Origin of the sequence: Methylobacillus sp., from assembly GCF_036844465.1 — a bacterium.
Classification (GTDB): domain Bacteria; phylum Pseudomonadota; class Gammaproteobacteria; order Burkholderiales; family Methylophilaceae; genus Methylobacillus.
Window position 1 is genome coordinate 23,483 of sequence record NZ_DAIUFW010000007.1, and the last position, 20,075, is coordinate 43,557.

Here is a 20,075-nt window from a genome sequence, read left to right on the forward strand (position 1 = left end):
GATCTCACTGATGGCTATCAAGGAAGTGGAAAGGCACCACGGTCGCATGGACCAGCGCCCCACTGTCGGCGCGCACCTGGAAACTGGAACCTACGGCGCTATGTGGCGGTGCAACATAGGCGAAACCGATCACGCGCTGCAGGGCTGGCGAATAGGCAATGCTGGTTACCCTTCCTTCGATCTCGTCGCCACGGATCACCAGGTTGCATTCAAACAAGGTCTCGCCGGCATAGTCCTTATCCAGCTCAAAAGCCACCAGCGCTTTTTTACGCGGACGTTTGGCGATGATTTCCAGGCTGCGCTTGCCGATGAAATCGGGCTTATTCATGTCGATGGCGTGTTCCGCGCCGATTTCCAGCGGATTGGTCAGGCCATCCGTATCGATACCGGGCATGGGATGGCCCATTTCCAGGCGCAGGATGCGCTGGGCATCGGTGCCGAACGGTTTAAGACCATGCGCTTGGCCAGCCTGCATGACCTGATCCCAGACAAATGCCGCCTGCAGCGTGGGGACATGCAATTCATAGGTACTGTCGGAAACAAAGGATACGCGCACCAGTCGCACCGGCACTCCGGCCAGTTCAGCGAGCCGCACGCTATGCGGCTTTTGCTCTTCCAGCGGAAAATCAACCAGTCCGGCCAATATCCCGGCTGCGAGCGGCCCGGCAATATTGATGGCTGCATAAGCGCCAGTGACATTGACCAGCCCGATATTCAGTTGCCAGAGTTGCTGCCAGCGCTGCATTTCTCGATACACCGCAGCCGCATTGGAAGTGCCGGAAGTGAGATAGAACAACTCATTTCCCAGGCGGTGCGCCAAGCCATCATCCACCACCACTGCCGCTTCATCCAGCAACATGGTGTAGCGTGAGGAGCCGACTTTCTGGTCCACATAACGCCCGGTGAAAAAACGCTCCAGGAACAGCGCGGCATCCGGCCCGTGCACTTCGATCTTGCCAAAAGAGCTGCTGTCGATAATGCCGGCCTTGCTGCGCACGGCTTCTACCTCGGCCAGAATGGTGTCCCTCATGCTTGAGCCGGGTACCTGATAATAAGCAGCGCGCTTCCATGGGCCGACATCGGTAAAGACCGCGCCCAAGGCGCTATTGATGTCATGCAGCGGCGTATAGCGATGCGGATGGAAAGCGCGCCCGCCCAGATGGCCGATCGGGGTCGGGTGGAAGAAAGGCCGCGAAGTCGTGGTGCCGATCTGCTCTACCGGCAAGCCACGTAGCCTGGCCAGAATGCGGATCGCGTTCATGTTGGAATGCTTGCCCTGGCTGGGCCCCATGCCCACGGTGGTGAAGCGCTTCATCAGCTCGATATTGTCGAAGCCTTCCTTGGCAGCATTGATGAAGTCCTTGACCTGGATGTCCTCGTCGAAATCGACAAAGTTCTTGCCTTTGGGGTGCATCACAATCGGATAGGCATGGCTTTGCGCCACGCTGCTTACCGCAATGTCCCCCGGTGCTGGCAGATCCTGGCCCAGATGACGCATGGCAACCCTGGCGGCCCGCTCACCATCCTTGAGTTTGTCTGCCAAGGCATACACGCCATTGACCCGCCCGGCGGCAAAGATACCGGCAGGCAGCTTGCCGGGGACAAACTGGTGCGCGCCGTAGTCATAGCGCATGGCAGTCCCGGCCTGATAGAGCAGATTGGCCGCAGGCGCCCAGCCTGCGCTCATGGCCACGCCATCGCATTCGATGCGGGTCTTGCGGCTGGTATCCGCCTCGGCAGTTTCAACATTGTAAGGCGCCACGATCACGGCCTTGACGCTGAACTTGTCGGCGCCAGGCTCGACTTCGTAAATGGCATGACCATGCAGGGTTTTCACACCCCGACGCGCCAACTCAGTGGGCAATTGCTGATCATCCGCCTGCTGGCGCATATCCACCAGTGCAGCCAGCTTCACGCCTGCCTCCAGCAGATCCTGCGCTACTCGGTAGCCGTAATCATTGCCCGTGAACACCACGCCCTGCTCGAAAGGCTTGACGCCATAGCGATGCAGCAGGCGCTGGGCCGCAGAACCCAGCATCACGCCGGGAATATCGTTGTTGCGGAACACTGGCGGCTGCTCGAACGCACCTGTCGCCATCACCACCGCACCCGCGCGCACCTTGTAAATGCCTTCCTGGGTCACGACGGGAATCAAGTGATCCGGGTAATAGCCTGCGGCATAAGCGCCCGTCATGATTCGGACGTTGGATAACGATTGCACTTGCGCCGACAGCTCATCCAGCAGGCTGCCGGATTCCTGGAGGCCTGCGCGATCGAATCCCAGGCTACCGCCGAGCTGTGCGTTTTCATCCACCAGCACCACGCGCATCCCGTGCCTGCCTGCCTCAATGGCCGCAGATAATCCTGCCGCGCCTGCACCAATCACCAGCATCTCGCAATGGATATGGCGCTTGCGCTTGAGAATGCGCGGATAATTGAAATTGACCACACCCAGGCCAGCGGCCTTGCGGATGACGCCTTCCCAGAACGGGAACATTTTCTTCGGCGTATGGAAAGCCTTGTAATAGAAACCCACCGGCAGCAATGGCGCGATACTGTCGATATAGCGGCTTTTGTCTTTCCTCACGCCGCCATCGGTATTCACTGCCTCCAATTCCGCGCCCTGTGTCACAGGCACCACATCGCCACGGATATTGGTGTCCTGCCCGTCAGTCAGCATGACATTCACGTCATGATTGGCAAAACTCAGGATGCCGCGCGGACGGTGGTACTTGAAGCTGCGCCCCAGCAATTTTTCGCCATTGGCCCAGAGCGCGCTGGTAATCGTATCGCCCTCGAAACCGCTGAACTCTTTACCCTCGAAGCTGAATTTGACGACAGCCGCGCGGTTGATCCATTCCCCTTTTTTCCTGGTCAGACGGGTACTCATTTGTTGTTCTCCTGCCCTTTCAGATAGGTGCGAACCACTTGGTCGGTCAATGTGTTGCGCTCGGCAATGAACCAGGTGCCGCTGGGCGCGTGGTACCACCACTCCTGCTTGAGGCCGGGCGCGCCGTGGCGGTTGTGCACGTAGTCGGCCCATTCCTTGTCGCTACAATCGGCAGCGGGCGGGATGCGCAGTTCGCCGCCATAGACGAATTCGCTCAGCGGCCGGGTTCCATTCACGGGACAGGTCAGTAACTTCATCGTGTATTCCTTCTCTATGTCCTGGCTCAATGGCCTACCGAGGCTGCGCCCTTTTCACCAGTCAGCTCGTAATCCTCGAAGCGCGACAGGCGGAAGGAATGGATCAGCTCGGGCGCCTGGTCGCGTGCGATGGTCTCGGCCATGGTCTTGCCACTGATCGGCGTGGCCTTGAAGCCCCAGGTGCCCCAGCCTGCGTCGAGGTAGAAGCCCTTGACCGGCGTCTTGCCCATCACCGGCGCGAAATCGGGCGTCATGTCGGCCATACCGGCCCACTGGCGCACCACCTTGATATTGGAAAGGAAGGGAAACATGTCCAGCATGTGCGAAGTCAGCCCTTCGACGAAATCCAGCGTCGAGCGCGTGGAATGCACTTCGTAAGGGTCGAGCGAAGAACCCATCACCAGCTCACCGCGCGAGGACTGGCTGACATACACATGCAGGCTGCCGGAGACGAGGATGGTGTCGAGCCAAGGCTTCATCGGCTCGGTGACACAGGCTTGCAGCGGATGGATGACGATAGGCGTTTCCACGCCCACCATCTCGCAGACTCTCGGCGTGAAGCCCGCCACCGCGGACAACACATTGTTGGTGGCGATATAACCCTTGTTGGTGTTCACGCCCACCACTTGGCCGCCCTCCACGTCGATGCCGGTGACTTCGGTATTCTGGAAAATCTCCACGCCCAGGCGGTCCGCGCCGCGGGCATAACCCCAGGCCACGGCATCATGGCGCGCCACCGAGCCCGGTGCATGATAGAGAGCACCGACGATGGGCGCCTTGCCGCTACAGCTCAAGTCAAGCTGCGGACAGGCCTTGGCGATTTCGTCCGGGCCGACTACGTAGCTTTCCACGCCCACATGCTTGTTGACCTCGGCGCGCCAGCGCATGGTGCGCATGGCGGAATCAGTATGCGCGAGTGTGAAGTGGCCGCGCGTGGAATAGAACAGGTTGAGGTCCAGCTCTTCGGAAAGGTCTTCATAGATTTTGACGCTGGCGTCGTAGAACTTCACGCCTTCGGGCGTGAGGTAGTTGGAGCGCACGATGGTGGTGTTGCGGCCGGTGTTGCCGCCGCCGATATAGCCTTTTTCCAGCACCGCGACATTGGTGATGCCATGATGTTTGGCCAGGTAATATGCTGCCGCCAGACCATGGCCGCCGCCGCCGATGATGACTACGTCATAGGTCTTCTTCGGCGTGGTATGCGCCTGGAAAAAACGCGTCCCCGGATACTCTTTGCTTAGCGCATATTTGAGCAGTCTTAACGGCATCTGTGATGGCTCCAGTCAATCGATTGAAACACCAATAAATGAAACTTTGTTTCTCTTAATGAAACTTAATGCATTTATACCAAACCGCAAAAACAGATTCAATATGTTTGTGAAACTTTTTTTCATGATAGGAAACATCAATGGAAAGTCAATACTTCCAAGGAGGTAGGTTTGCGTTTTCCAGAGAGGAGAGAGGGGGTTAGGAACAGGTACAATCGTCTATACTCGGCCCCAGCAGAACGTCATCGCCGAATCAGGAGAGGAAGTGCCAATTGAACCTGTTTGAAGTCATCAAATATATTTTCATAGTCGTGATTGGTCTATTGCCGATCATGAATCCGCTTACGACTATTCCGCTATATATGGCGCTTACGCAGAAAATGACCAGCGAAACCCGGCGGCGGCAGGCCAAAAAAACCTGCTTGTTCGCGTTCGGCATCCTGGTAGCCTTTTTGCTGTTGGGAAACGGCATCATCATACTGTTCGGCATTTCCATGCCCGGCATACGCGTGGCGGGCGGCATCATCATCCTGATTCTCGCGTTGCGCATGATCTTTTCCGGAATGGATACATCTTCCAGTACAGGTGCTGAGCCGGATGAAATCAAGCATGCCAACCTGGATTACTCCTTCTCGCCGCTGGCCATGCCCAGCCTAGCAGGGCCCGGCTCCATCGCCGTCATCATGAGTTTCGGGTCACAGATTCCCGGAGAAGCCAGCCTCACCGGCCATCTCATCGTCATCACCGGCATCGCCATCACCTCCGCGATTGCCTACCTGGCGTTGTCTTCAGCTACCTACATCGAGAAACTATTGGGCGAACATGGCATGCAAGCCATCACCAAAATCATGGGTTTCCTGCTCACTTGCGTAGCAGTGCAGTTCCTCGCATCCGGCATTCGGGATTTTTATATCGAGTTTGCAAAGATATAAAAACCATCCACACAACCCAGGCAGTGTTTGTGGCAGATTGAGCAGATAGCCCATATGGTAACCACTGGTTTTTCATGTTGGCCATCTGTCATACCCCGCCACAGAGTGCATCATCCTAGTGCATGACCTTGCCAACAATATGCAAATATATTATCTTGAATAAAATTTGTTTCCTTAACTGAAACAAAATTGCACCAATGATGTGCATCAAATCCGTGTAATGAACGCTGGGCTGACCCCCAACAGACCAAGGAAGCATCCACATGGCCCACCATCCTAAAAAAATCGTTCCCCTCACTCCCGAGAATGAACCCAAACCGCTGGGCAAGCATCTTGGCAATGCCATCAAGGAAATCCGGCAGCAGCATGGCCTCACCATCGCAGACGTCGCGGAACGCGCCAATATCAGCCGGGGTATGTTGAGCAAGATAGAAAACGGCCTAGTTTCCACCAGCCTGGATACTCTGGAACAGCTCGCCAACAGCCTGGGGGTCACCCTCTCACGGCTATTCCGCGGCTATAACCAGCCCACGGGTGGCGCACAACTAGTGAAAAAGGGGCAAGGCATGGAAGTCGTGCGCCGCGGCACCCGCAACGGACACACCTACCACCTGCTAGCTTATGACCAAGGCCCCAAGAAGCTGTTTGAACCCTTCCTCATCACCCTGGAAGACGCAGGCGAAGAGTTCCCGTCTTTCGAGCACAGCGGCACCGAATTCCTTTACATGCTGGAAGGCGAACTGGGTTACCGGGTTGGCGATGAGGTCTATATGCTAGAACCCGGTGACGCTCTCACCTTCCGCGGCGAAATCCCGCACCGCCCGGAAATCCACGCCCAACTCCCTATCCGCTTTCTCTCCATCATCCACTACGATATGGAAGAAGAATCTGCTGGGCACGAGTAAGCAAGGCATCACCATCCTTATCCATCGTAAGTCACGATCAACAGTTTACGTTTACGGGAAATCTAATCTTATCAACGCTAGGTTGCTGCCTGTTTATAGCTCATGATTAGACTACTACTAGTGCATCTAACCATGCTTTTTTGGCAAGTTATATTGACTACAATCCTACAAAAATCTGGGATCCATCAACATCTTGAATATCAAGAAAATCAGAAAGCTTTAAATCCCCACTGGGGCTGAGCATATCTGCCGAGAGGTTTCTCTTCCAAGTCAATAACTCATCCAGCTTCTGATCGAATGTAACAAAATCAGGCGCAGTAACGATAGGATAGTAAACCCATACATCCTTCTGCTGTCCAATCCGATAAGCCCTATCTGTAGCTTGATCTTCCTTTGCTGGATTCCAGGTACGCGTAAAATGAATGACATGATTGGCTGCTTGGATGTTGACACCAAATCCTACTGCCAATGGCGATAGAATAATCACACCAAATCCAGGTTTATCTTGAAATGCACGAATACGCTTCTGTCTACTCTCAGCATGATCTGCCGCCGAACTGGTATCTCCATTGATAACATCCGGGGATACTTGAAATTGAGTCGCGATACATCGTTGCAAGGTTCGTTGTAAATCCCGAAACTCGCAGAACACAATGACCTTCTCATGATGTTCTTTAATTCTTCCCAGTTCCTGCATTAACCAATTCATCTTGGGTGAATCCTGCAGAATCTGTTTGACCGATACAATATCTGCCTGATGTTCGCTTTCTATTAATGGATCAGAACATAACCTGCGAAAATACTGCAACATTCCTAAATGAGCGGAGCCATTTGCATTATCGGACTTACGCAGAGTCGATACTGCTAGCGCATATAATTCACGCTGCCTGACAGATATCGGCAACTGACGACAAGTATCAGCAATAATTTTTTCCGGCAAATCCTTAGCAACATCCTTCTTCTCACGACGTAACAATTGAGGTTTGATAATCTTCCTTAATGTTTCAATTCTCTCGCTGCTTTCACCATCCTCTTCCTCAATCGGTTTAGTATATTGCCGCCCGAATGCAGACAATGATCCCAACACCCCTGGCTGAATAAAATCAAACAAACACCATAAATCAGTCAAAGTATTTTCAACAGGAGTACCGGTACAAGCAACCCGAAACTGAACATTTTGTTTTTTAGCAGCTCGTGTCACCATTGCATTGGGATTTTTAATTTTCTGTGCTTCATCACACACCATGATTGACCATGGCTGTGCTGCCAGCGAAAACTCCAAATCACGCAATGTTTCATACGTCAGCAACACCACCTTCGCATCACCAAGCCAGTTCTTCTTCAATAAACTAGTAATACCATGTTCCAACAAAGTCCGGTCGAAATCAGCTTTTGGCAATCTTTTGTCAGCCAGATCACGGCCATAAAGCGTCAGTATCGGTAAGGCACCATGCGTGAAAAACTTACCTATTTCCTCTTTCCAATTTTCTAAAAGTGCCACGGGGGCCACAATCAATATAGGTTTTATTTCTGGATTGTCTTCAAGCACTCCAGCAATAAATGTTAATAACTGGATCGTTTTTCCAAGCCCCATATCATCAGCCAACAATGCGCCTCGGCAATGCATAGGTGACAACCGCCACAAATGTTGCAACCAACACACACCATGTAACTGATGGTCTCTCAGCGTGACACCTTGTTTCAGTGTACTTGGTAAGTAAGGTTGGGCCTCAGGTGGCAGTGCTAACAACTCTTCTCTATGCTCTTCCTCATACTCAACCTTATCAATATTAGATTTCAAGACAAGATGCTTGCGCTCTATCGGCTCAAGCTTTTTATGTTCAGTTGGTTTGAATCTTCCACCACTAATATCTTCTTGTGCTCGACGGAAAGCTTGTATCAGACCTTGTGCCTCTACCAGTGGAATAGGATGCGGATAATCAGGTATAACAACGTCTGACTTTTCAGTACGCTTTGCATCCTCAACCATTGATTCAAACTGATGAATCTGCTCAACATCCATTGGCAAGGTAAACGGAGTTTCCTGGCCGGGAGACAAAAACTGCAAACCAAAAATTACATTGTCTGGAAACCAGCTGGTTTCATCATTTTTTCTTGCAATAAACGGAGAGGAGTACTGCTGTTCATTACCAATCCCCTCAATACGAGCGGAGTAATTAGAAAGGTCAAAAATATCTAGCAATTCATGCTGATCAGATGCAGTCAGCTCATCATGTATATTCTGTAGCTGTTTTAAATATTGACAAGTATCCCCAAGAATCTCGAGTTCATATCCATTCCACACCAGACATTGCGCCTCTCTGGCAATGCGGTCAGCCAACTTTTTATTAAACTGGTCAAGTTCTGATGGGTTCTGAAATACATACTCTTCACTTGAAAATCCTCCAATCCTATCCTCCTCAATCAGCAATGCTACCTTCGTTAACTTCCCCTCAACATCCCTCTCAACCAAAGGAGTGAAATGCTGAAAAACCAGGTCAGCATCCAGTCGAGCGTGTTCAAATTGCTCGGCATCAATGACAGATGAGGCGTCTGGTCCCAAAAGAGAAAAAGGATTTCTAATGAATGCCTCTGCCCGCATGCCGGAAACACGCCTTCCTGGCATACGCTTAATTTCGTTAAGCACAGTTTTCGCCTCAGGTGAAACGATCACCTGCACTATTTCCTCACCATCGGGAATATCGTAACGATCCTGAACGCTGGAAAATCGGTCAAACATCTCCATCCAGCGTGTTGGTGCCTCTTTGAAGGTCGGAATCACTTCAAGTGTTTTTGCCTCTTGGCTCCCTGACTTAACTAGATGCAAATCCAGCTTTTCGGGGGTAAGAATCACTGTTTTTTTCAGAAAGTCAGAAAGACTTCCTTTTGCTTCAATCGCCTTTGCCCGAATTCGTCCCCAAGCACGTCGATTACTTTCTGGTGTTCTTTCGGCTTGTACACGCTGATGAAAAGCCGCAATTTCCAACATTGCCTGCCAAGCCTGACGGGACAAAAGATATTGCCGACCATGCATTACAGCGATGGCCCCGGTAATTTGAGGAGATGGCGTAATCGTCACGTTACTATCATCTGCCCAGCCTGCCAAAATAATGGAGAAATCAGGATCCGTGATTGCTCCTCTATTCGATAAAACAGGACGGATTGGAGACGGCGGTGGCAAGTCAAGAATGCGAAGGCTATTCGTATATTCAGAATCATCAAGCAAACGATATAACGCTGACCACGACAGCATTACTTGCTCAGCACTCAACGAAACATAGCCCTCTTCAAGCAACTGTGCGAGCAATGCACCCAGCTCGCTATGTGTATCAAACTCGAATGGTGTAGATAGCCAAGCTATTGGCGTTTCTCCATCCAGGGAATAAGCGATGCCCTCGTTTGTGAATGTGCGTTTAACCTGAAGGCTGGTACTGGCAGCACTATTTTTCCTGCCAAAAAATCGATTCAACATGACTATTCTCTCCACCACCCCTTAGGCGACTTATACTTAAATCCAAGACGTATCAACTCTTCATTCAGGTCAGTATTGCCATCCTGAGCCAATACCCAAATCGCACCGCCTTTCTGTCTCAAATCGTTGATCCTGACATCAAACAATTTTTCGATGCGCCTTAAATCGGATATTTCCAAGTATGCTTCATTAGAAATAGATGACTTAGCGGAGTATTGTTGGCTGACCTCTCGGCGAGCGCCATTCACACTTCTTTCAGGATACCAACTCACTCTTGGGCATATCCATTTATCAAATTTTGGCTCCCAGACTCCACGATGAATCAGACGCGCAATATTATTACTTCCTCTCAAATTTGCGATATCAATAAAACGCCGGCTCATATCCACCTTGAAATCATCATGTTGAAAAATATAGCAAGCATTTCCATCCAAACCGAACTCCACAGCCATCAAAGAGCCAATTCGCATAATGAACGCATTATTGTCCCCAGTATTCCCAGACCCTTCGAGATAATGCATCCGCCCATCCATCCGCTTGCGCATTTCCCGGAATTCAGGTGAGTTATTATTGCGAGCAGTGGAACCTAATACAAACCACATATCTTCAATCGCTTCAGAAAACCTAAGCCAGTATTTAAGTCGCCTTTCATCGGTTGCTCCCTCTTCAGACAACAACGCAAAGAAATCTGTAATCAGGCGTGCCTTTAGCCAGCCATCCACCATTTTCCTGGCTGCTTCGCTCCCAACCTCCGCGTCCCATGCCACTTTTTTCAGCCAGGGGTTGCCAAACGCATTGACCGCAATATCACGCAGCACCGGATGTTCCGGTCGCTCAACACAATAGGTATAACGCACCAATACCAACGCCACACATTGAGAAATAATTGAAGGACTCAGAACCACTGGCCCTTTGCCAGACAAAATTTCAAGTAAAGGCTCCATCACCTCCCGGAAATCGTTATCAATCTTTCGTGCAATGACGGCTTGTGTATGCGCTAGCATTGCCTGCTGCCAAACCCAAGAGCTTTTTCCAAAACCAATGGCATCACCAATAGACTGCAACTCGCTTGAATTTCCTTTCAACAAAGATGCGGCATAGCGTCCACATGGATCATCAGACAGCAAGTTGCGATGGTCAGACAACACCTTGAGCCAATTCGGTTGATGGGATGCAGACAGTGCTACATCAAGCCGTTCTCTGAGATATTGCTGCAATAGTTGCCAATTCTGTTTTGTAGCCCCTGTGGAATTGGCATAGAGATCAAAACTGAAATAGCTATATATCAACGCCTGGTAACATTTGCGGAATCGACGGAGCTGCGCTTGCTCCTTATCTACCCGTTGAAGAAAAACCTGGAACAAGGCGTTATCTTCAATCAGCTGCCACTCATCCTTCCCTATTGACTGGGAAATTCCAAGACATGCATATTTCAGTTCAATAAAGTTTGAGAGATCACCTGTTGTTTTGAAAACATACAACGCCTGTGCAATTGAACGCTGATTGCCAGCAACATGCATCACATCAAACTGTGCCTTGATACTGGCTAGCACCTTGGTCATTGCTTGCGGTGCCCCCCATATCTCATGGCGGAAACCAGACTCAAGGGAGGCCTTCAGGCGTTGCTGTAATGCCGCAAGTGATGGTGTCAGTTCAGCGGACATCGCGGTTTCTCATCCAAGGGTAAATCACGAGTAGATGGACGCTGCTCACCTATATCCAGAAATTCAAGCCTGAGCTCAATTCTGCGACTTTCATCCAATGAATCCTTAAATCCATTGAACGATGAACCTCCCATCATGAACAATTCACGCACTAAGCGCATATCTGCATCATTCAGTAAGGCATCATTGGTTTCCGGGGCCAACAATACACACATCACACGCTGGGAGCGCTGCAGGCTTAAATTCAGATTATGTAGATAAGTGCCGCGTCTATCGGCAAAGCCCTCCACAACAACACGCTTTAACCACTTCTGACCTAGAGGGTCTCCAGCCACCTGCAATATCTTCAGCACCACCTCGCGCAATAATAATGATTGATCCCCAGACAAATGATGACTATTGGTATCGAAGCGAGCGCGGTCTCCAAAATCGACCACACGTCCAGAAACAGAAATACCGGGGAAATCTTGAGTGGCCTCTCGAATCTGCCCCATAAGTGCATCAATCTCCTCCTCACGCTGGGCTTTTTCCTTTTCCTCTTTTGAAATTTCCTGGGTCACCGCCAACAAAACAACGGTCATCGCCACCATAAACAACACCATCAAGGCAGACATCAAATCAGAAAAGGATATCCAGAAAGGTTTTTCTGCTTCATCACTGCTTTTCTTACGCACTGGCAATCTAATTCCCAGCATGATGATCAGCCTTTCTTCACAGCGATAATATCTAAGGTATCACCCAAGTCTTGTACTGCACCTCTGAGATGATTAGTTGCATCCGCTAACTCCCTGTGGAAATCTGCATTCCCTTTCTTTAGAGTGCTTGTGACATGTTGCGCAAACGCTTCATGCGCCTCTTCCAGCACATTGCTCACCCCCTCAAGATAATGATCAGCATCCTGTTGTGCAGCTACAAGCTTTTGTGCCGCCGCATCAATCTGGCTGAGAATTGCTGATGTCAACGAGGCCTCATGGCGCGCATTTTCAACCGTTTGCTTGAGATCGGACACCATGGAGGCAAACACATCGCGTGTTACACGATAATCATTGATAACTTGAATAGCGGCCTGCGTTGCCCCGTTGACAGATTGAGCCGCCAAATTCAACTGCTCGGCCGTTCCACCAACCTTCTCCACCACAACGCTCATGCCATTCATGTTCTGACTCAATGTGTCGGATGCAGCATGTAAGGTATGTGCGCCCGCATTCATTTTTTCAACAGAATCACGCGTAGAGTTTGTCAATGAAGCCACAGCAGATTGCATTGCCTGTGTAGCCCCTTCAACCGCATCCGTCAGACTATCAACATTGTCCGCAAGGTCATCAAGCGTTTGCTGTGACTGCTCTTCAAATCTTTTTTGCTGCTGTACTTGTGCTTCACTTGCCTGGCGGCTTTGGCTTTGCAAGGTATCCAGCAAACCTGCGGTTTGTGTACCTAACGAAGTCAGCATGCTAGATAACTGCTCAGACGTTTGATGTTGAGTATCACTTACCTGTGTGCGTATCGCATCCAGGAAGCTATTAATTGATGCGTCCATTTCCTGTTGGCGCCTATCCATACTGGCAAGCGCATCATCCATACGCTTCGCCATTTCATCGACTGCGCCCTTTCCTGCATCTTGTAAGCCTGCAGAAAGCTGATCAAATTTCTCGGCCGCCCCCAGAATGGATTGAGAGGTTTGTTTCAGGACATCATTCATGCCTCGTAACTGATCACCAAACATATCCCGCATTTGCGCAGTGAAGCTGGAAAGAACGTCTGTAAGCAACCTATTGACTGCCTCTCCCTGATTACCACTTATCCGCTCCAGCGGCTCCTTGAAGATGTCAGCCATCGTGGTTGAAAGCTGCTGATTATTTACCGCCATCGCCTCGACCTGTTGACGCGTCATTTCTGCAAGAATTTCTTTCAGGTCTGCTACCAGAGCATCTTTAATCTGCGCGGATTGTGTGGCTGCAGTTTCAGAAGATTGGACTAACCGTGCTAGGTACTCCTCTCCTGCCCCAGCATCAAACATGCTATCAAGCAGGACACACAACTTTTCAACCTGCTTAAATCTTGCGTTAATTAATAACTTTTCAATCCAGGTCACAAACATGGCTAAACCAATAGCTACTGCAGACACAATAAAAGCATGTCCAACATGCCGGATTAGTCCTTCCAAACTATTCCGTACAGCACTTGGATCACTTGAAACCTGAAAATCACCAAGCCCAAGGATCAACCCAGAAAATGTACCAATAATCCCAATACCAGTCAGAATCCCTGGCAGATGCTTGAAGAATTCAGCATTCAGTGGTGTTTCAACGATGGCACGATCACTAAAGAATGTTTCTGCCAATGCAGTTGCACGCCAACGCACTACTTCATCCTGGCCCAACTCATTAGTTTTTTTCTGAGGATGGAGGGTCTCGGTAAATTCAGACCAACTATGTTCCAATTGAGCGTTAACCATGGCTTCTTTTTTAACGCGCTCTAAAGCCGTGAAATGCTTTTCACCATGGTCATGATGGATTTTTCCAAGGCCATTAATTGCCTGATTGAGCGCCTTTTTTAGCCGCAAAGCAGGAATCCAGAAATACCAAACAAAAGTACCGAAACTAATAGCCAACAGCAACCCAATGAGTGCCATATGCCAGTATTGAGCGAGATAAGACAACATGAAAAATCCCCGATATTTATTTAGTTATTAACAACTTAATCTCTGTAAGAGTTTATTGGAATGGGTCTTAGGAAGCTAAAGCGGATTCATCCGTAAAAGATTGAGTACTTCAAGGTAAAGATTATCACGACGATGGTTGAATCTAAATTCAGACTCTTTCAGGTGCAGATAGAACGTGTGTTTAGCCACGCCATTGAACTTGGCCAAGCGACGTTTTGCATAGCTCCAGAAAGACTCAATGCCATTGATATGTCGCTCCCCATTCGCAAATTCATTCTCACCATGGTGCACCCGGAAGTGCTTGTCAAACCCGATATCGACCAAGCCATCATAGCCTCGCCAGCCATCGGAGTGGATCACCGTACTGGGCTCTACATGCCCACGGATAATCCCTTGCAGCGTAGCTTTGGAGCAGTCCGGCACAATTTCGGTATAGACTTTACCTTGCCGCTTCAGCAACCCGAACACGATGGTCTTGCCGTAGGCCCCGCGACCGCGCTTGCCACGAACCCGATGCGCCCCGAAGTACGACTCATCGACTTCTACTGCACCTTGCAGCGGAGATTCCAGTTCGCACGATTCGGCAACGCGACCTCGAATCTTCAGGTAAATGCTATTGACCGAACGCACCGAAAGACCGGTCAACTCCGCTGTGCTGACCGCTGTAAAATCAAGTGCAAAACACCGGACAAGCTGCCTGAACTTGGCTTCGCTGATTTTAGAACGGCGGTAATACCTGTTTTTACTAACCATATTAGGAAGTTATCACACCTTAATTGGTGCTTTGCTTCCTAAGACCCATTGAAATATTTTACCTTCACATCCAAAAAAATTCTCGATACTACCACCAGAAGTATCTACTTTCATATGATTCAATACAATGCAAAAGCCTGGTATTTACCAGGCGTTTTATACCTGAACTAAAAAAACACTTTATGAATGACAATCCCGCCCACTATGAAAGGTAGTATTCCGTGTACAAGAACACCGTGACAACCAAGGTTCAGAAATAAAAAAACCGCTCAATTCCCGACAGGATTTGAACGGTCAGACTGGATATGGAACTGCTATAAAGCTGGACATAGAAACCCGGTATGGCCCGAGCAGCAAGCCTGCGCTATGGAGCAGGATGAAATGCGCAGTACAAGCTTGTAACTACTTCGAGAGTATGCACCGAACCAACCGCCGACTCGATGGATGCAGATACCGTTCAGAGGTCAATGCGCCTATACCAACTGCGTGCCAAGCGGCAGCGTTTCCCCATCATCGTACTTGGACAGCCACTCCACCACGAGCGGAAGATAGCCCTTGATGCCCTTGTACTCCTGCAGGTCGGGATGCAAACCACTCAGCACGCGGTGGAAGCGCTTGACCCGGCGCGGATATTCCTTCAGCTCTTCCAGGCTGATGAGGTAGGCGCGGATGCCAAACAGGATGCCGTTGCTGCGCGGCAAACGGAACATGGTTTGCAGCTCCACGCGCAAATGCGCCTTCTGTCCAATATTCTCAGGTGTCACCGTCGTACGATCCGGCCCCCATTGCGGATAGTGCTCAGGTGAAGTATCCAGCCGCGGGTTGATGGTCATGGTCCAGTTGGTTCTGCGTACCGGGTTGCCTTGTTGCAAACTCAGCAGGAACTTGAGACCGCGCTCCAGAACGCCCAGTTGTTCCATGCGCGGGACTGGCGCATGCCACTGATGCCAAGACATGCCGATATCGAATGCCAGCGACCAGTCCGCCTGGCTGGTGATGAATCCTGCATCGGCAAACAAGGTGCCTTCACGCTGGTCGAGCAGCACATAATCGCCCTGTACCTGGCGGCCCATGTACTCAAAAGGCTCCATCGGTAAAGTGCTGGCATCGCCAAAGACAAAGCTGTCCTCTATGCCCAGCGGCAGGTTCTTCCAGGTCCAGTTATTGCCATCCTTGGTCAGCTTGAACTGCTCAGGATAATCCTGCGCCATATTTTCCATGGTCATTTCCAGGAAATCCCATTGCGCATCCATCATGTGCGGCAACGCGGCATAGCGCCCTTTGTCCTGTTTCAGCGTCAGCGCCTTGTCATGACATTCAGCCACATAATGCTCGTCGATATCGAAAGCATGCTCGAATACCGAACCAGGGGCGCCTGAATTGTGCGGCTCGATATTGACCGAATACATGTATTCGTCCTTATCGAAGGGGTAAGGAAAACGCCGGATCGCCTCGGGAGAATTATGGTAGGTGTAATCATCCCGGAAGGTTTCTTGTTTGAAAGCAAGGTTATTCATGGTGCATCTCACAGGTTGAGTTCAATAAACGAGCATCTGGCGCGGGAAACACAAGGCATAATTTTCTTGCCCGAGCGCCGCTCCTCATCAGATAGGTAATGGTCATGGTGGTCGAGCACGCCATCGGTATACAGCACCTCCAGCTCACAACGTCCGCAAGCGCCGCCACGGCACAGATAAGGCGCATCTACGCCAGCAGCCTCCATCGCCTCCAGCATGCTGACTTCTGCGCCCACCTCAACATCCATTTGTGATTTTCTCAAACGGATCGTGAACGGTTCGCCCACTGGCGGCGCCAGGAATTCCTCGTTATGGATATGCCCTTCCGGCCAGCCGAGGCGGCGCGCCGTACCTATCATGGCCTCCACCATGCCTGCCGGACCGCAGACGTAAGCATGCGTGCCCAGCGGCTGGTGTGAGAACAGCGTTTCAAAATTAAGGGTTTTTCCCTGGCTCTGATCGTAGCAATGCAACCGGTCGCCCAACTGCTCGCGCAGGAATTCAAGAAACGCGGCATGCCTGGGGGATCGATAGGCATAATGCAGCTCGAAATCCTTGCCCTGGCGCAAAAGCTCATGTGCCTGAGACATGAACGGCGTAATGCCGATGCCGCCTGCAATCAAGATATGCTTGTGTCCCAGCCGCGACAGGTCAAACAGGTTCACCGGCCAGGAAATATCCAGCGTCATGCCGATGCCCACCTGCTCATGCATGAACTTGGAGCCACCGCGGGAATTCTCCTGCAAGCGCACGGCAATCTGGTAATTTCTGCGATCCGATGGATTGCTCAACAGGGAGTAGGCATTGCGGTAAGTCCGCCCGCTCGCGGGCATGGACACCACCACATGGCTGCCACCAGAAAAACTCGGCATTTCGCCGCCGTCGGCATTCACCAGGGTGAAATGGCGCACGCCTTCCGCAGCTTCGTTAATCTCTGAAACAATGACTTTAAGAGCGCTCATGGATAAATCTCCTCCGCAACGGGCACATTGCCCGGCTCTTCCGCATCAACCATCAGACCCATGTAGGCGCCTAACCTGCGCGAGAAGTGGTCACGTACAAACAGATGTCGGTGACAGCCGCTGCACACAGCGATATTGGTCGTGACATGGGGTGTGATGGTCTTGCAATGCACGCAATAGACTGGCCGTGCCAGTGAAGCCGCCTGCTCGCGCATGATGTCGCTGCTGAGCACGCCGTGCCTGGCTGCCACGGATGTGAGCTGCCAGAGAAAATGCTCCTCCCCGGCTGCGTATAGCCGCGTGCCCATGCAGGCTTTTGCCAGTAACGCATCGAAGGCATGCATCAGTTGGGCCTCGCTCTCGAACAACTGCAAACTATCGCCTGCCAGCGCCTTGATGGAATTACTGTAATCGGCATTCTCCATCGGCAGATAAAGTACGGTGACAGACTGATCGGGCAAGCGTTGTTGATACAGCCGCAACACCGCTCGCCCCGCTTCGCCGCAGGCCAATATCACATGCGCCTGTGCCTGGTATTGCCATAACAGACTGGTATAGACCGGTTTACTCGGTATCCAATATCCGTGTTCCATGATTCAGACCTTTTCTCTCAAACCTTTTCTTTTGGGTGCGTACGCAAACGCAATGGGTCATAAAAAGGAATCGGCGCCACATAAGCCTGGCAGCTTGCGGTCTTACCCCTGATCTCGACGGCTGTGCCGGTTTTGGCAAACTCTGGAGCAATGTGGGCCAACGCGAGGGACTGCATGAGGTAACGGCTATAAGCCGCGCTCGTGACCACGCCCACTTGCTTGCTGTCCATATAGATGCCAGCACCTGCTTCCACGGCAGTGGCTGCGCGGCAAATCAATCCAATCTGCCTGAAGCGCTCCTTGCCCCTGGATGCCAGCACGGCGGCCTTGCCAATGTAGTCACCCGGCTTGTCGATATCGACGCCCCACCCCATATTCACCTCCCATGGTGTGGTGTCGCCTTCCACCATCTCGGACGGGAAGAACAGCAATCCGGCTTCTATCCGTGTCAGGTCCAGCGAATTCCACGAGGCGGCGATTACGCCAAACGGCTCCCCGGCTTTCATAATGCCGTCCCAGACCTGCACGGCATCCTGCTCACGACAATAAACCTCATAGCCCAGCTCGCCGGCATATCCGCCGCGGGCAATATAGATATCCTTGCCGAACAGCTTGGCTGGCTTGTGCTGGAAATAGGCCAGACTCTTGAGATCGAAGTCCAACAGAGGCCCCAGAATCTCAACAGACTTGGGGCCTTGCAGAGAAAGAATATGCACGTCAAGATCAGGCTCCACCTTGACGTTGAGCCCTTGCGCGATCTTCGCCAGGTTTTCCTTGGTGGCGCCGGTGCCATGAGAGAGACGGAATGCGGTCGCAGAGTCGCGAATTACCATGATGTCATCACAAATGGCGCCCGCTTCATTCAACTCTGCCGCCAATAACGAGTGACCGGGCTTGAGCTTGGTAATATCTCGCGCCACCAGCTGATCGACGGCTTTTTCCGCATCCGGTCCGCTGACATTGACGATATTCAACGCAGATATGTCATACAACCCTGCTCGTGAGCGCACAGCCACTACCTCATCATCGGGATTGGTGTCATAGCTCCAGGGGACAGGCATATCATTCCACGTGTCTCCGTCCAGCCTGGAGCCCAACGCGCGATGGCGTTCGTTCAGAATCGAATTCCTTGACATGCGTATATCCTTGAAGTGGTAATTTCAGGATTAACGATAGTCAGAACGTCGGCTTGGGAAAATTCTCTGGAAGGGGTACTCCAAAGGTGGTATTTGCGTCCACCCAGACCTGAAACTACCAGGCCATTTCAGGAGCGATGCAGCCTGCATAAGTACAGTTGACATTGGTTGACATTTCAACTGAAGGGGGTCGGTATAAGATTGACTACGATGACGCATGATATTGTTGCAACAGCTTGGTATGTTTCTGTCATGCGCACCTAAGTAATGCAAAGAGAAGGAAGAAAAGAAATGCGTTTTGCTGCCCTGGATGACAACAATTCAGAACTGGAGCTCATACAGAAAACTGTTGAGTCATTGGGTCACGACTGTCACCCCTTCAATCACGGCAAATCCCTGTTGCATACCCTGCAACACGAAACTTTCGATTTCCTGATTCTGGATTGGGAGCTGCCAGATACCTCCGGCCCGGACATCGTGCAGTGGGTACGCGCCAACATCAAGGAAGCCATTCCCATCCTCATGATCACCAACCGCAGCGACGAGCGCGATGTGGTGCATGGCCTGACCTCAGGCGCGGACGACTTCATGAGCAAGCCAGTGCGGGTGCGCGAACTGCATGCCCGCATCAATGCGCTGCTGCGCCGCCTGTACCCACGTCAGTCGCAGCAGGAATTCGTCTGGGGCAACTACCGGTGCAATATCGCCCAGCAACGGTTCGAGTATCAAGGCACCCCTATCGCCCTCAAGAACAAGGAGTTTGAGCTGGCAGTGTTTTTGTTCCAGAATCAGGGCAGGCTGCTGTCGCGCCAGCATATCCAGGAACAAATCTGGGGCATGCAATCCGTAGACCTGCAAACCCGTACTCTGGATACCCATATTTCGGCGATACGTTCAAAACTGAAGTTGCACCCCGACAATGGTTATAAACTGACGGCGGTCTATGGCATGGGTTACCGGCTGGAAAGCGATATACTCGTGCCACTCATGGAATAAATATCATCAGGGATCACATGCACACAATGCACGGTCACGGCAATTCACTCTGGCAACCTCTGCGGCAA

15 protein-coding genes are annotated in these 20,075 nt (G+C 51.3%); 3 read left to right on the top strand and 12 right to left on the bottom strand.

Features of this window, described 5'->3' with window-relative positions; translation table 11 throughout:
• Positions 1 to 4: 4 nt before the first annotated feature.
• Genes V7Z75_RS10160 through V7Z75_RS10170 form a run of 3 tightly spaced genes read right to left on the bottom strand, consistent with a single transcriptional unit; the run spans position 5 to position 4,415 of the window.
• On the bottom strand, positions 5 to 2,890 hold the full coding sequence (locus tag V7Z75_RS10160; protein WP_334108513.1) for a 2Fe-2S iron-sulfur cluster-binding protein: 2,886 nt from the start codon (positions 2,888 to 2,890) through the stop codon (positions 5 to 7).
• Positions 2,887 to 3,147, bottom strand: coding sequence for a sarcosine oxidase subunit delta (locus V7Z75_RS10165; protein WP_334108514.1), 261 nt, complete (start codon positions 3,145 to 3,147; stop codon positions 2,887 to 2,889). The genes V7Z75_RS10160 and V7Z75_RS10165 overlap by 4 nt, the downstream gene beginning before the upstream one ends.
• A 26-nt stretch (positions 3,148 to 3,173) precedes the next feature.
• A complete protein-coding gene (locus V7Z75_RS10170) occupies positions 3,174 to 4,415 on the bottom strand; it encodes an FAD-dependent oxidoreductase (RefSeq protein ID WP_334108515.1) in 1,242 nt (413 codons plus the stop codon).
• A gap of 272 nt (positions 4,416 to 4,687) precedes the next feature.
• On the opposite strand from V7Z75_RS10170, the gene V7Z75_RS10175 reads away from it, so the two are divergent.
• The gene (locus V7Z75_RS10175) at positions 4,688 to 5,347 is read left to right on the top strand and encodes a MarC family NAAT transporter (protein ID WP_334108516.1); all 660 of its coding nucleotides are present in this window, start codon (positions 4,688 to 4,690) and stop codon (positions 5,345 to 5,347) included.
• A 263-nt stretch (positions 5,348 to 5,610) separates the two neighbouring features.
• Entirely contained in the window at positions 5,611 to 6,252 is a 642-nt protein-coding gene (locus V7Z75_RS10180; RefSeq protein WP_334108517.1) for a helix-turn-helix domain-containing protein, read from the top strand.
• 157 nt (positions 6,253 to 6,409) lie between these two features.
• Here V7Z75_RS10180 and V7Z75_RS10185 read toward each other — a convergent pair whose 3' ends face one another.
• From V7Z75_RS10185 to V7Z75_RS10225, 9 genes are all read right to left on the bottom strand, one after another.
• Positions 6,410 to 9,724 (bottom strand): DEAD/DEAH box helicase, encoded by a 3,315-nt coding sequence (locus V7Z75_RS10185; RefSeq protein ID WP_334108518.1) that lies wholly within the window; start codon positions 9,722 to 9,724, stop codon positions 6,410 to 6,412.
• Between the two features lie 2 nt (positions 9,725 to 9,726).
• Positions 9,727 to 11,388: an EH signature domain-containing protein gene (locus V7Z75_RS10190; RefSeq protein ID WP_334108519.1), complete on the bottom strand. Its 1,662-nt coding sequence runs from the start codon at positions 11,386 to 11,388 to the stop codon at positions 9,727 to 9,729.
• Positions 11,373 to 12,062 (bottom strand): flagellar motor protein MotB, encoded by a 690-nt coding sequence (locus V7Z75_RS10195; protein ID WP_334108520.1) that lies wholly within the window; start codon positions 12,060 to 12,062, stop codon positions 11,373 to 11,375. The genes V7Z75_RS10190 and V7Z75_RS10195 overlap by 16 nt, the downstream gene beginning before the upstream one ends.
• 26 nt (positions 12,063 to 12,088) lie before the next feature.
• Positions 12,089 to 14,050 carry an anti-phage ZorAB system protein ZorA gene (gene zorA / locus V7Z75_RS10200; protein ID WP_334108521.1) on the bottom strand — a complete coding sequence of 654 codons (1,962 nt, stop codon included), beginning with the start codon at positions 14,048 to 14,050 and terminating at the stop codon, positions 12,089 to 12,091.
• Positions 14,051 to 14,125: 75 nt separating this feature from the next.
• A complete protein-coding gene (locus V7Z75_RS10205) occupies positions 14,126 to 14,803 on the bottom strand; it encodes an IS1595 family transposase (RefSeq protein WP_334108522.1) in 678 nt (225 codons plus the stop codon).
• A 473-nt stretch (positions 14,804 to 15,276) separates the two neighbouring features.
• Positions 15,277 to 16,320 (bottom strand): heme-dependent oxidative N-demethylase family protein, encoded by a 1,044-nt coding sequence (locus V7Z75_RS10210; protein ID WP_334108523.1) that lies wholly within the window; start codon positions 16,318 to 16,320, stop codon positions 15,277 to 15,279.
• A gap of 8 nt (positions 16,321 to 16,328) precedes the next feature.
• A complete protein-coding gene (locus V7Z75_RS10215; RefSeq protein WP_334108524.1) occupies positions 16,329 to 17,282 on the bottom strand; it encodes a PDR/VanB family oxidoreductase in 954 nt (317 codons plus the stop codon).
• Entirely contained in the window at positions 17,279 to 17,875 is a 597-nt protein-coding gene (locus V7Z75_RS10220; RefSeq protein WP_334108525.1) for a dimethylamine monooxygenase subunit DmmA family protein, read from the bottom strand. Before V7Z75_RS10220 ends, V7Z75_RS10215 begins: the two co-directional genes overlap by 4 nt.
• A 17-nt stretch (positions 17,876 to 17,892) precedes the next feature.
• Complete coding sequence (locus tag V7Z75_RS10225) at positions 17,893 to 19,011, bottom strand: aminomethyltransferase family protein (protein ID WP_334108526.1); 1,119 nt, start codon at positions 19,009 to 19,011, stop codon at positions 17,893 to 17,895.
• Between the two features lie 291 nt (positions 19,012 to 19,302).
• Here V7Z75_RS10225 and V7Z75_RS10230 point away from each other — a divergent pair, with 291 nt between their 5' ends.
• The gene (locus tag V7Z75_RS10230; protein WP_334108527.1) at positions 19,303 to 20,007 is read left to right on the top strand and encodes a response regulator transcription factor; all 705 of its coding nucleotides are present in this window, start codon (positions 19,303 to 19,305) and stop codon (positions 20,005 to 20,007) included.
• Positions 20,008 to 20,075: the final 68 nt, after the last annotated feature.

Excerpts from the sequence above, each read along its gene's own strand:
- V7Z75_RS10160 (WP_334108513.1), bottom strand. The coding sequence starts at position 2,890 with ATGAGTACCCGTCTGACCAGGAAAAAAGGGGAATGGATCAACCGCGCG.
- V7Z75_RS10165 (WP_334108514.1), bottom strand. The coding sequence starts at position 3,147 with ATGAAGTTACTGACCTGTCCCGTGAATGGAACCCGGCCGCTGAGCGAA.
- V7Z75_RS10170 (WP_334108515.1), bottom strand. The coding sequence starts at position 4,415 with ATGCCGTTAAGACTGCTCAAATATGCGCTAAGCAAAGAGTATCCGGGG.
- V7Z75_RS10180 (WP_334108517.1), top strand. The coding sequence starts at position 5,611 with ATGGCCCACCATCCTAAAAAAATCGTTCCCCTCACTCCCGAGAATGAA.
- V7Z75_RS10185 (WP_334108518.1), bottom strand. The coding sequence starts at position 9,724 with ATGTTGAATCGATTTTTTGGCAGGAAAAATAGTGCTGCCAGTACCAGC.
- V7Z75_RS10190 (WP_334108519.1), bottom strand. The coding sequence starts at position 11,388 with ATGTCCGCTGAACTGACACCATCACTTGCGGCATTACAGCAACGCCTG.
- zorA (WP_334108521.1), bottom strand. The coding sequence starts at position 14,050 with ATGTTGTCTTATCTCGCTCAATACTGGCATATGGCACTCATTGGGTTG.
- V7Z75_RS10205 (WP_334108522.1), bottom strand. The coding sequence starts at position 14,803 with ATGGTTAGTAAAAACAGGTATTACCGCCGTTCTAAAATCAGCGAAGCC.
- V7Z75_RS10210 (WP_334108523.1), bottom strand. The coding sequence starts at position 16,320 with ATGAATAACCTTGCTTTCAAACAAGAAACCTTCCGGGATGATTACACC.
- V7Z75_RS10215 (WP_334108524.1), bottom strand. The coding sequence starts at position 17,282 with ATGAGCGCTCTTAAAGTCATTGTTTCAGAGATTAACGAAGCTGCGGAA.
- V7Z75_RS10220 (WP_334108525.1), bottom strand. The coding sequence starts at position 17,875 with ATGGAACACGGATATTGGATACCGAGTAAACCGGTCTATACCAGTCTG.
- V7Z75_RS10225 (WP_334108526.1), bottom strand. The coding sequence starts at position 19,011 with ATGTCAAGGAATTCGATTCTGAACGAACGCCATCGCGCGTTGGGCTCC.
- V7Z75_RS10230 (WP_334108527.1), top strand. The coding sequence starts at position 19,303 with ATGCGTTTTGCTGCCCTGGATGACAACAATTCAGAACTGGAGCTCATA.